Origin of the sequence: Clostridium sp. C2-6-12, assembly GCF_009928485.1 — a bacterium.
In the GTDB taxonomy this organism is placed as follows: Bacteria; Bacillota; Clostridia; order Clostridiales; family Clostridiaceae; genus Clostridium.
On record NZ_JAABNP010000068.1, the window covers coordinates 1 to 12,686 of the forward strand.

9 protein-coding genes and 1 other annotated feature are annotated in these 12,686 nt (G+C 28.7%); all 9 genes read left to right on the forward strand.

The genetic code is table 11. The annotated features are described in order from the left end of the window. Positions 1 to 297: 297 nt before the first annotated feature. Positions 298 to 528 (forward strand) — a binding site (T-box leader). 94 nt (positions 529 to 622) lie between these two features. The 9 genes from thrS to GXK56_RS26900 all read left to right on the forward strand — a co-directional run bounded on the left by thrS (position 623) and on the right by GXK56_RS26900 (position 12,378). Next, a complete protein-coding gene (gene thrS / locus GXK56_RS26860) occupies positions 623 to 2,530 on the forward strand; it encodes a threonine--tRNA ligase (RefSeq protein WP_160693274.1) in 1,908 nt (635 codons plus the stop codon). Between the two features lie 464 nt (positions 2,531 to 2,994). Next, a complete protein-coding gene (locus tag GXK56_RS26865; RefSeq protein WP_160693276.1) occupies positions 2,995 to 4,323 on the forward strand; it encodes a replication-associated recombination protein A in 1,329 nt (442 codons plus the stop codon). 165 nt (positions 4,324 to 4,488) lie between these two features. After that, on the forward strand, positions 4,489 to 5,550 hold the full coding sequence (locus tag GXK56_RS26870) for an N-acetylmuramoyl-L-alanine amidase (RefSeq protein WP_160693278.1): 1,062 nt from the start codon (positions 4,489 to 4,491) through the stop codon (positions 5,548 to 5,550). 251 nt (positions 5,551 to 5,801) lie between these two features. Then, positions 5,802 to 6,185, forward strand: coding sequence for a hypothetical protein (locus GXK56_RS26875; RefSeq protein WP_160693280.1), 384 nt, complete (start codon positions 5,802 to 5,804; stop codon positions 6,183 to 6,185). A 6-nt stretch (positions 6,186 to 6,191) separates the two neighbouring features. Continuing rightward, on the forward strand, positions 6,192 to 6,818 hold the full coding sequence (locus GXK56_RS26880; protein ID WP_160693282.1) for a normocyte-binding protein: 627 nt from the start codon (positions 6,192 to 6,194) through the stop codon (positions 6,816 to 6,818). A 2-nt stretch (positions 6,819 to 6,820) separates the two neighbouring features. Next, on the forward strand, positions 6,821 to 7,168 hold the full coding sequence (locus GXK56_RS26885) for a hypothetical protein (protein WP_160693284.1): 348 nt from the start codon (positions 6,821 to 6,823) through the stop codon (positions 7,166 to 7,168). A gap of 147 nt (positions 7,169 to 7,315) precedes the next feature. After that, positions 7,316 to 9,787, forward strand: coding sequence for a glutathionylspermidine synthase family protein (locus tag GXK56_RS26890; protein ID WP_160693286.1), 2,472 nt, complete (start codon positions 7,316 to 7,318; stop codon positions 9,785 to 9,787). A gap of 94 nt (positions 9,788 to 9,881) precedes the next feature. Next, positions 9,882 to 10,091: a DUF350 domain-containing protein gene (locus GXK56_RS26895; protein WP_160693288.1), complete on the forward strand. Its 210-nt coding sequence runs from the start codon at positions 9,882 to 9,884 to the stop codon at positions 10,089 to 10,091. A gap of 232 nt (positions 10,092 to 10,323) precedes the next feature. Then, a complete protein-coding gene (locus GXK56_RS26900) occupies positions 10,324 to 12,378 on the forward strand; it encodes a M13 family metallopeptidase (protein ID WP_160693290.1) in 2,055 nt (684 codons plus the stop codon). The last annotated feature ends 308 nt before the right edge of the window (positions 12,379 to 12,686 follow it).

Here is a 12,686-nt window from a genome sequence, read left to right on the forward strand (position 1 = left end):
TGGTACTGCACGGGTGACTGTGTGGCAGAGTAGGACGTTGCGAGGTAAGATAAAAGATAGTTTAAATAACTATCTTTTTTATTTTGCATTGAAATAACTATACACAAGAATATTAACAAATATAGAGTTTTTTGTGGATAATTACAAAAAATCAAAGAAAATATGTGGATAAAAATATAAGTTTTTTAAATGCTTAGCATAAAGAATAATAAAAAATGTATTTACAAAAAACTTATAAAGTGGTAATATCTTATATTAATAAGAGCAAGTGCACGAAACTCTTAAAAATTAAATATATAGTGAGCAATGAAAGGGAAAAGTATTATAGAATACAGTTTTCAGAGAGGGAATGTCATCGACTGTAAGCATTCCTAAATATGACTATAAGAAAAACTACCCTGGAGCTATGGTTTAGTAGCAAGAATTTGTGAAATGTCATCGGTGAAAATCGTTAAAAATATTGAGAAGAATTGAATTTGTTTAATTCAATTTGGGTGGAACCACGGATATTATGCATTCGTCCCAAGCTAGGGATGAGTGCTTTTTTTGTATAAAAATTTAATAATCTTAATAATAAATCACTTATCATAATAAACAAATCTTGAAGAAGGAGGTAAAAGTAATGTTAAATATAAAACTTAAAGATGGATCAATAAAAGAAATTTCTGATGGTGCCAGTGTTTATGACCTTGCATCTTCAATAAGCAAAAATTTAGCTAAATCAGCAGTAGTGGGGGAAGTAAATAGCACATTAGTTGATTTGAGATATAAATTAAAGAATGATGATGAGGTAAATATATTAACATATGAGGATGAGAAAGCAGTTGAAGTTATAAGGCATTCTACAGCTCACATTATGGCTCAGGCAGTTAAGAGAATTTATAAAGATGCCAAGCTTGCAATTGGACCTTCCATTGAAAATGGATTTTACTATGATTTTGATCTTGAAAACCCATTATCAGCTGAAGATTTAAGTAATATAGAAGCAGAAATGAACAGGATAATCAGTGAAGATTTAAGTTTTGAGAGAATAGATGTTTCTAGAGAAGAAGCAATAGAACTTATGGAGGAAAGAGGAGAAACATATAAAGTAGAGCTTATTAATGATTTACCAGAAGGTGAAAAGATATCTTTATATAGGCAAGGTGATTTTATTGATCTTTGCAGGGGGCCTCATATCCCTTCTACAAAATATGTTAAAGCTTTTAAATTAATAAGTGTAGCTGGGGCTTATTGGAGAGGCGATGAAAAGAATAAAATGCTTCAAAGAGTTTATGGTGTAGCATTTTCAAATAAAACACTTCTTGAAACTCATTTACACAACTTAGAAGAAGCTAAAAAGAGAGATCATAGAAAATTAGGCAAGGAATTAAAACTATTTACTTTTGCAGAAGAAGGACCTGGATTTCCATTTATGCTATCTAAAGGTGTAATATTAAAAAATATTTTAATTGATTTTTGGAGAAAACTTCACTATGAAGCAGGATATGTTGAGGTTGAAACACCTATAATGCTTAATAAAAAGTTATGGGAAACTTCAGGACATTGGTATCATTACAAGGAAAACATGTATACTTCAATGATTGATGAAGAAGAATTTGCTTTAAAACCAATGAATTGTCCAGGAGGAATGCTGGTTTATAAATCAGAAGCTCATTCCTACAGAGATTTTCCAATGAGAGTTGGAGAGCTTGGAAGAGTTCATAGACATGAACTTTCAGGAGCTTTACATGGTTTAATGAGAGTAAGAGCTTTTACTCAAGATGATGCACATATATTTATGCTGCCAAGTCAGATTAAATCAGAAATCAAAGGAGTTATTGCTTTAATTGATGAAGTATATTCAAAGTTTGGTTTTAAATATAGCCTTGAACTTTCTACTAGACCAGAGGATTCTATGGGAAGTGATGAAGATTGGGAATTAGCAGAAGGTTCCTTAAAAAGTGCATTGGATGAACTAAATTTAGATTATAAGGTGAATGAAGGTGATGGAGCCTTTTATGGGCCTAAAATAGATTTTCATCTTGAAGATAGTATAGGCAGGACTTGGCAGTGTGGAACAATTCAATTAGATTTTCAACTTCCACAAAGATTTGAATTAGAATATATGGGAAGTGATGGAGAAAAGCACAGGCCAATAGTAATTCATAGAGTTATATTTGGAAGCATCGAAAGGTTTATGGGAATATTAATAGAACACTTTGCTGGAAAATTCCCAACATGGCTCGCACCAGTTCAAGTAAAAATTCTTCCTATATCAAATAAATTCAATGATTATGCAGAAAAGGTTAAAAAGCAATTAAGTGCAGAAGGAATAAGAATTGAAATTGACTGCAGGGATGAAAAAATAGGTTATAAAATAAGAGAAGCAAGAAACGAAAGAGTACCTTATATGATTATTATTGGGGAAAAAGAAGAAAAGGAGAACAAAGTATCTTTAAGAAGTAGAAAAAATGAAGATGAGGGAAGCATGGAATTAGCCGAATTAATAAAAAGAATTAATAGTGAAGTTAAAAATAAAGAATTATAAATCATCATACTAAAGTAATTCTTTTAAAGATTATTTAATAAAACTAGGTGATTAAATCAAGAATAGTCAACAATGAAATAAATTAAGAAATGTAAATTTATAGAGGGATGTTTGATTATTACCATAATTTTATTCATAAGCAAATAAAGAGTAACATTCATAGGGGAATATGAATGTTACTCTTTAGTATTTTATAAGGAGATACTTATGAAAAAACTTTATTAATGTTATAAATTAATTATATTATTCTATTGTGTCAAAATGGTGGCAATTTACAATTTTATTTTTTTGTTACTTATTTTTAGCTGGATAAGGCTAAGCGTTTGATTATATGAATTTATTCCAAGAGACATAGTGTGATATTTAAAGTTAATTTGAACCTGTTGAATTATATGGTAATTAAGATTATAATTATCTAAATAGAACATATGTACTTATATTATTTAAGAAATTAGGTGTAATTAATGGATTATATGCAAGGTTCTCTTTTTCAAAATGTAAATATAGCTCCTCTAGCTGAAAGGGTTAGACCAAGAAATTTTGATGAATATATTGGTCAGGAACATATTATAGGAAAAGGAAAAGTGTTAAGGCAGCTTGTAGAAACAGATAATATTACTTCTATGATTTTTTGGGGACCGCCAGGTGTTGGAAAAACAACTCTTGCTACTATTATAGCAAGTATGACTAATGCAGAATTTATAACTTTTAGTGCTGTGACTACTGGAATAAAAGAAATAAAAGAAATTATGGCAAAAGCAGAATTCAGCAAAATGCTGGGAACACGCACTGTAATTTTTGTTGATGAAATTCATCGTTTTAATAAAGCACAACAGGATGCTTTCCTTCCTCACGTGGAAAAGGGAAACATTATTCTTATTGGAGCTACAACAGAAAATCCATCTTTTGAGGTTAATTCAGCCTTACTTTCAAGATGCAGGGTTTTCGTACTTAAATCTTTACAAAAAGAAGATATAATAAAGTTATTAAAAAACGTAATAAAGGATGAAAGGGGGTACGGCAATAGCATTATAGATATTTCTGAGGAGCTCATTAAACTTATAGCAGTATATTCTAATGGAGATGCAAGAACTGCTCTTAATGTACTTGAAATGGCAGTTATGAGTGGAGAAATAAAAGGCAGAACTACTATAATAAGCAAAGAAGTTATTGAAGGCTGTATTCAAAAGAAGGCACTTTTATATGACAAGAATGGTGAGGAGCATTATAATCTTATATCAGCTCTACATAAGTCTATGCGTAATAGTGATCCAGATGCAGCAGTTTATTGGCTGGCTAGAATGTTAGAGGCTGGTGAAGAACCTTTATATATTGCAAGGAGATTAATAAGATTTGCTTCAGAAGATATAGGGCTTTCTGAGCCTAGAGCTCTTGAGATGACAATTGCAGTATACAATGCAGTTCATTACCTTGGTATGCCTGAGTGCAATGTGCATTTAACTCAAGCTGTAGTATATCTTTCTGTAGCACCTAAGTCTAATGCTCTTTATATGGCATATGGAAATGCAAGAAGAGATGCTCAAAACACTATTGCAGAAGGTGTACCTCTTCACCTTAGAAATGCACCTACAAAGCTTATGGAAAATTTGGACTATGGAAAAGGCTATCAATATGCTCATGATTCTAAGGATAAAGTATCTAATATGCAATGTTTGCCTGAAAACCTCAAAGACAAACAATATTATCAGCCTACAAATCAAGGTCTTGAAAAAAGTATTAAAGAACGCTTAGAATATATTAAAAAGCTTAAGGATAAAAATAGAAATACATAAATAGCCCAAAGAATATTATACTTTAAGAAATATGGAAGAAATGAATAGAAATAAACTATATATAATGATAAAATTTTAAATATATGATAAGAAATAAATAATAATTTAAATTGAATGATGTTTAACAGCATTGTAAATATTTGAGCTACTAGGATGGAGGATAAAATGAAAAGATTAGTAACGTTTTTTTTAGCAGCAGCAGTTTTTGCTGGAACTATGATTTTTGTTCCAAGTGATAAAGCTGCATTTGCATCAGGAAATAAGGTGGTTGTTATTGATCCAGGACATGGAGCAGGAGGAAATAAGGGATATGAGCTTCAATCACCAGATTCCAGCATAACTAAAATAAAGGATGGAGGAGGAACAGAAGGTGTTGCAACTGGAGTTCCAGAATATGCGGTTACATTAAAGGTAGCAGAAAAATTAAAAGCTTTATTAGAGCAAAAAAATTATACTGTTATAATGACAAAAACACAAGCATCTGAAGCTCCTGGAAATATTGAAAGAGCAGAAGTTGGAAACAATAACAATGCAAATTTAGTTATTAGATTGCATTGTGATGGAATGGATAATCAAAGTATAACTGGTGCGTCAATGCTTGTTCCAGCGCCAGTAGGATATGCTGCAAATATAAGCAGTATAAGTGGAGAATATGGACAAACTATATTAAATGAGCTAGTTTCATATGTGGGGATGAAGAACAGGGGAGTGGTTGAAAGAAGCGATTTAACAGGCTTTAATTGGTCAAAGGTTCCTGTAGTATTAATTGAAATGGGCTTTATGTCTAATCCAGCAGAGGATAGGTTATTAAGTGATGATAGTTATCAAAACCAGTTAGCACAAGGATTATATAATGGTATAGCTAAATGTTTAAATAAAGCAAAACTAGGGTGGAATCAAAATAATGTAGGCTGGTGGTATTGTACTGATGCTAATAATGGGTACTATTATACAGCAGATAATGGATGGAAATATATAAATGGACAATGGTATATTTTTAATTCATCAGGATATGCTCTTGAAAATACTTGGTACACAGATTCAGCTAATGGTCATAAATATTATTTAGACTCAAATTGCATGAGAGTAAGAGGAGAAAAAGACAAACCATTATGGCTTTTGATTAATGGTTCATATTATGGTTTTAATGAAGATGGACAGTTATATGTGAACTGTACAACACCTGATGGTCATAAGGTTAATGAAAATGGAGTAAGAAACAACTAAAAATTAATTTTAACAAAGCTGTAAACTATGTGTTAAGTAGTTTTCAGCTTTTGTTATAAATATCATCCTCCTATTCCTGAGTTTTATTTAAATTTAATTAGAAAAGGCTATAGATTAATTAAGCGAAAGAAAAGATAACCTACAAATGGGTGACAGTAACAAATTTATGGTTAATTTAAGTATTTAATTATATAGTTATATATTATAATAATAGTATAAATTTAGAAGTAAGGATTAGATGTGGGGTAAAGATGGAAATTTTTATTTACAAGACTTATGAGGAGTGGTTTGAAGATAAACCAACAGAAATTCTCGAAGGAGAGGTTAATTCTATATATAATGGAATTTTAGTAATTAATACGGTTAATGATCATAAAAGTTATAGGCAGATATTTTCCTTAAAGAACAATTTTGCAATCATATATAAACTTCCTTATGGATTTTTATCTTATGCAAAAGAAATTAATGTATATTCTAATATTAAATCTTGGCAGAATTCTACTCCAGAAATTAGTTTTAAGGGAGAAGTATGTGAAAGCGAATGTGGAGATAGTCACTTTGTTTTTATAACTGAAGATGGATTTAAACAAAGTATATCTTTAGATGGAATTTATGCTGTAACATATGAAAGGTAGGATTATATGAAGCTTCAGGAAGTAGATTTAAGAAATGTCTATAGGATATGGAAGTCCAACTTAGGACCATTTCGAGGATTTTTTAGAAGTACCCCATTTGTTTCATTGCAAACCTATGATGATTTTAACCTTGAAAAAGAAAATAGGATTGAATATAATCCACAGACGCTAAATATTATTATGGAAAAATTTCAAGAAGATAATTTTCTTATAATTGACTTACCTCTTAACGAAATTATTAATTTAAGTTTAGTTTTAAATAATGAATACTCTATAAAGCCAATTTTAAATATAAATCTTTTATTTCATCCATTTGGGGTGGTTGGAACTAAAGATAATATTAATAAATTAATTAATAATGGATTTGAATTGAAAAATATAAACACTAATAAGTTTATTATGATGATTCCATATGATAGATATGATGAAAATATAGATGCTGAAGAATTAAAAAATAAGCTAAATAATCAGTATGGAATAGGGGAAGATGATCTACCGTACGTTAATATGTTAAAAGATTTGGGATATAGTCAAGTTATTATTATAACTAAAGATAATATAAAAGAAGATTTAAGTGATTATGTAAATTATATAAGTAAAGATATAAGGGCAGAAATAATAAAGGTGATGTAATAATGAAAGAGTTTAGGGAATTAGTAAAGGAAAATAAGAAAAAAGCATTATCTATAGCTGTAGCTACAGCATTTTTAGTTAGTGGACCATTAGGAATTGGAGGCTGTTATAATCCTCAGCCAAAAGAAAAGGAAGATGAAGAACAAAATGGAGGAGGAACTGGATCTGGAGGATACTCTGGAGGTTATCATGGATTTAGTGGAGGAGCATCAAGTTCTAGTTCTTCTTCAAGTAATGGCTCAACTATAAGTGGAGATTCATCAAGTGGAAGTAAAAGCGGGATAACCAGCTCTTCAAGCGGGAAGTCTTCAGGTTATTCGGGGTCAAAGGGAGGAAGCTCTTCCAGTTAAGGGTTGAGTGAGAAAAGCCTTTAGTTTTTCAAAAAGAATTAATAATTAGAACTTCAATTTAAAGCGTAGGCTTCTAATTTATAAGTTGATAAAATGATGCGTGAATAATAGTTTAATAGTTTTGAGTTATAGGATGTGAGTTGCTTCATGGAAGAGCAGATTAAATATAGTGAAGATGTTTTATTTGATAATTATATGGTAAGTGCTTTAGGTGAGGAGCATGTTCATTCCCAAATACCCTTTTATTTCGATGAAGCTGTTCATAAAAATATGGTGTTTTATAGTGAACAAATAAATAGAATATCATTAAAAATACTAGAAGATATTACAGGAGAACACAAAGAGTTACTTAAATATTTTGATGATTTTCAATTTAAAGATATAATATTCAAATTTAAATGCCCTTTAGCTCCTATGTTTTGGACAAGATATGATACATTCAGAGATGAAGAAAATAATATATATTTTGCTGAGTTTAATTATGATAAACCTTGTGGACAAAAAGAAATGGACTTGGCTGGAAAAGGCAATTTTCATGGAAATTTAAATAAAAATTTCATAGAAAATTTAATTAATGAATTAGTAGAAATATGCTGTGATTATACTGGCTCAAAGGATCCCCAGGATAAAATTAATGTGGGATTTTTAATGGACCCTTGTCATTATGAAGAATTACATCATAGTTATTATTTTAAACATATTTTGAAAAATACTAATATTAATATAGTACAAGTAGGACCAAGCAATTTATCAGTTAAAGATGGATGTGTATATGGATATTCATCTATTAAGCTGCCAATAATATTAAGATTATTTCCAACAGAATTTTTTTATGAAATTTCTAATGTAAATGAAATATTAGATTGTGTTGATAAAGAGAACGTCTTATTGATAAATGATCCTAGAATTATTGCTATTCAAGCTAAAGGATTTTTCGCTTATTTGTGGAAATTAGTAGAGGAAGATTCTAAATTAATTTCTTTAGAAGATAAAAATATTATCAGAAAATGCATTCCTTACACTGAAATATTAAAAGCAGATAATCTAGAAGAAGTAGTAAACAATAAAGATAGATATGTTGTTAAATCTTCATTAGGAAGATATAGTCAGGAAGTTTATATTGGCAAGCTTTATACCCAGGAAAAGTGGGAAGAGCAAATTAAAATTGTTTGTGAAAGCAATAAGATACATATAAAGCAAGATTTAATAAATATTAAACAAGAATATACTTATAAGCCAAACCCTTATAATACGAATATTCCAGTATTGGCTTTTGGAAATTTTGGTATCTATATGATAAAATATAAGACACAAGGCTTTTTAGTAAGATGGAGCAAAGATTTTTTAACTAATGATAATTATACTTGGATGTGCCCTCTTGGAGTTGAAGCTTTTCCTATTTCGATTGAAGAAATTAATTTGAGTAACAGAAAAGAGCTTTTGGAAGAGGTATTAGAAGAGGCTGCTTTTAAATATAATTTCACTGGTGAATACACTAATATTTATGAATACATTTCTCTAAATTCAGTAATTATAAAAGAAACTTCATATAAGGAAATGTTAAGTGCAGGCTATAAGTTTTGCAAAATATTAAAACGGATATATCCTTATATTCAAAAAAATATGGAGCTTTTTGGACCTATTTTGGGAATACCAGAAGAATTGTATAAATTAGTTTCTACTTCATTGACCGAAGAACTCTGTGCACTAGGAAGAATAGATTTTGCAGTAGATAATAATGGAAAACTAAAAATTTTAGAGTTTAATTCTGAAACACCTGCAGGTATAGTTGAAAGCTTAGGGATAAGTTCAATAATCAAAGAAAAGCTTAACATAGAATACAAGAATCCAAATCATAATTTTAAAGAGTTTATAAAAAAATCATTTTCTTTAATATTAAAAGATCTAAAAAAAATTAAACCTATTAAAAACATTGCAGTTGTAACTTCATGGTATTATGAAGATATATATACGAGTAAGCTTATAGCTGAAATATTAGATGAACTTGGAGAATATAATATTGTATTTGGGAATATATATGATTTAAAAGTTATCGATAGTAAAATTTATTTATATGGGGAAGAAATTCAAGGAATATATAGGTATTATCCATTAGATTGGTTTTATTATGAAGAGGAAATGAGAGACATAATTGAACCTCTAAGTTCTGGAGATTATTTAATAAATCCAGGACATACTTTAATAACTCAATCTAAAGCACTTTTTGCAGTGATTTATGAGCTTATAGGGAAAGGATTTTTTTCTGATGAGGAAGAAAATTTCATTCTAGAATATATTCCATATACATGTTTAGAAATGGATGATAAAATATCTTCTGACTTTGTAATTAAACCTTATCTTTCTAGAGAAGGTGCAGGAGTTGAATTAAGTTGTGATAGAGAATTTCAACAAGCAGAAGAAGATGTTATATTTCAAGATAGAGTTAATATTAGACCTTTATATACTAATGTATATTCAACAATAAAAGAAGAAGGTAAATATGAATTTCCTGTAATAGGGTTATATATAACAGGAGATAAGCCAGCTGGTGTATTTACAAGAATGGGAGATTTTATAACTGATAAGAATGCTATATATATGTCTACATATATTAAGTGAGATATAGAAATCTGAGATTTCGTTATTCTTACTGACTCTTCGAGCAAGGGTAAGATGAGTTTTTAGCAAATAAATAATGAGGAGGAAAATTTAGATGAATAATGTTTTAGGTAATGTGGGAATAAGTTTTGTATTTGGAATTGTAGGTATTGTGCTGTTGATTTTTGGATATTGGTTTTTTGATTTAGTATTAACTAAAATAGACTTTAATCATGAATTAAAAGAAAAGAATGTTGCTGTAGCAATTGTTATAGCAGGGTTTATGATTGCCATTGGAATTATAATTGCAGGAGTAGTATCATAAATTAATTATTAACAATTTTTTGAAATTTTAATAAGATTATAGATGATTAAAACCATCTCGAAAGTAGTGAATATTTTTGAGGTGGTTTCTTTTTATTGTACAGAAAAAATTAAGGATTAATTTTGAAAAACAATGTATTAATTCTAGCAATAAATTAAATACTAATATTAGACAACTTTCCATAAGAAAATACAAAATATTTATAGTGAAAAATGTAAAGGGGGGATTTTGAATGAATAAATTACTAAGGAAGACAATATCATTAATAGTGATTTTTTTGATTATATCAGCTAATTTAAATAATTATGCGTACAGTTTGGTTTTTAACAATAATTATATTTCCAGTTCTAATCAAATAGAAAATTATGATGAAATTAGATTACAAGATGATTTTTATGATGTAGTAAATAAAGAATGGCTTTCAAGTGCTAAACTTCAAGAAGGATGTATTTCTTATGGGACTTTTGAAGAAGTGAATGGAAAGGTTAGTAATGATATATACAACATAATTTTAGGAATACAAAAAGATAAGGACAGTTATGATAAAAATAGTGATGAGATAAAAGTGTTAAATTTATATAATAATTATTTAAATATGAAAAAAAGAAATGAGTTAGGTATAAAACCTATAGAAAAGTACATTGAAAAAGTAAATAATTTACAAAGTATTTCTGATGCAAAAGAAATATTGTGGAATGGTGAATTCTCTTATTTTCAAGGATTAATTAATTTGGGTGTTAGTCCTGATTATAAAGACAGCAGTAAAAATATTTTATATATAGGCCGTAATAGCCTTGGTCTTGGAAATTCATTTTATTATAAGGACAATAGAAGCGAAAATAAAGATATACAAAAAGTTTATATAGATTATTTGAGAAAATTACATATGCTATATGGTGAAAATGAAGAAGAAGCAAGAAAAGATGCAGAAAATTTTTATAATCTAGAAAAGGAAATTTCTTTATATATTCCATCATACGAAGAAGAAGCTAAGGATGAAAATAGAATACAAAAATCTTATAACGTATATACAATAAAGCAATTGGAGAAAAATACACCTAATATAGGAATTGATAAATTATTATCTAAGCTAGAAATTAAGAAAACTGATAAAGTAATAGTAGAAAATCCAAAGCTATTAAATATGATAAATTCATTAATGATAGAAGAAAATACAGATAAGATAAAGAGATTTTTAAAAACAAATGTATTATTAAGCACAGATAACTTATTAACTAATGAACATAGAGAAGCAGGGAATAAATTAAAAAAGATTTTTTATGGTGTTGATGCTGTTGAATTTAATGAGGGGTCAGGAATAAAATTTATTAATGAACAGTTAAACGAGTTAGTAAGTAAAATCTATGTTAATAAATATTTCGATAAGACTTCTAAAATTGATGTGGAAAATATATCAGGAGAAATAATAGAAAATTTTCAAAATAGATTAAAAAACATATCTTGGATGAGCAAAGCAACAAAAGATAAAGCACTTAATAAATTAAAAAATATAAATGTGAAAGTAGGATACCCTGATAAATGGAATGATTTTAGTGATATAGAAATAAAGTCTTATGATGAAGGGGGATCTTTGATTGAGAATGTAATAAATATATATAGCTGGCAATGCAAAAAGGAATTTTCTAAATTAAATAAGCCAGTCAACAAAAGTGAATGGAATATGGGAGCGTGTTCAGTAAACGCATATTATAATGCTTTAAACAATGAAATTGTTTTTCCAGCAGGCATATTGCAACAACCTTTCTATGATAAAAATGCCAGTAGGGAAAAAAATCTTGGTGGAATTGGAGTTATTATAGGTCATGAACTTACTCATGCTTTTGATAATACGGGAGCTCAATTTGATGAAACAGGAAAATTAAAGAATTGGTGGAATGCTAGTGATTATGAAGAATTTACAAGGAGAAGTAAAAAGGTTATAGATTATTATTCCAATTTAAAAACAAATGAGGGAAAAAGTATAGATGGTTTTTTAACTGTAGGAGAAAACATAAGTGATTTAGGGGGAATAGCGTGTGTTCTGGATATAGCAAAAAAAAATGAAAATGCAAATCTAAAAGAGTTGTTTGAAAATTATGCAATTATTTGGAGAGAGGTTTCAACAAAGGAATTAAGAGAATATTTATTAAATAATGATCCTCATGCTCCAAAAAAAATTAGAGTAAATGCAGTTTTATCACAATTTGAGGAGTTTTATAAAACTTATAATATAAAAGAGGGAGATAAAATGTATGTAAATCCAGAAGATAGAGTGGGAATATGGTAAAGAATAGAGGAAAATACAATTAAACATCTCCTGGTGTATCCTTGTGCGTATTTATGAGGAAAAAAAAGAAATAAAGAGAATATAGAGAATAATTATTTAGAAATGGGGTAAAATACAAAGTGAATAGCAGATATGATGATATAATAGTTTTTGTTGTCACGGAAGTTGAGCGAAAATGTTGAGAAAGAAAAAAAGATGTTGACATTAACTCGACAAGGTGATATGATAAATGAGCTGCTTGAGTGCAGCAAGATCTTTGAAAATTGAACAGAATAAGATAAATACATTTAAGTAAACCAGCAATTTTT

What these genes read in the sequence shown, in the direction of transcription:
- GXK56_RS26875 (WP_160693280.1), top strand. Translation starts at nt 5,802, where the DNA reads ATGGAAATTTTTATTTACAAGACTTATGAGGAGTGGTTTGAAGATAAA.
- GXK56_RS26900 (WP_160693290.1), top strand. Translation starts at nt 10,324, where the DNA reads ATGAATAAATTACTAAGGAAGACAATATCATTAATAGTGATTTTTTTG.
- thrS (WP_160693274.1), top strand. Translation starts at nt 623, where the DNA reads ATGTTAAATATAAAACTTAAAGATGGATCAATAAAAGAAATTTCTGAT.
- GXK56_RS26885 (WP_160693284.1), top strand. Translation starts at nt 6,821, where the DNA reads ATGAAAGAGTTTAGGGAATTAGTAAAGGAAAATAAGAAAAAAGCATTA.
- GXK56_RS26895 (WP_160693288.1), top strand. Translation starts at nt 9,882, where the DNA reads ATGAATAATGTTTTAGGTAATGTGGGAATAAGTTTTGTATTTGGAATT.
- GXK56_RS26865 (WP_160693276.1), top strand. Translation starts at nt 2,995, where the DNA reads ATGGATTATATGCAAGGTTCTCTTTTTCAAAATGTAAATATAGCTCCT.
- GXK56_RS26870 (WP_160693278.1), top strand. Translation starts at nt 4,489, where the DNA reads ATGAAAAGATTAGTAACGTTTTTTTTAGCAGCAGCAGTTTTTGCTGGA.
- GXK56_RS26880 (WP_160693282.1), top strand. Translation starts at nt 6,192, where the DNA reads ATGAAGCTTCAGGAAGTAGATTTAAGAAATGTCTATAGGATATGGAAG.
- GXK56_RS26890 (WP_160693286.1), top strand. Translation starts at nt 7,316, where the DNA reads ATGGAAGAGCAGATTAAATATAGTGAAGATGTTTTATTTGATAATTAT.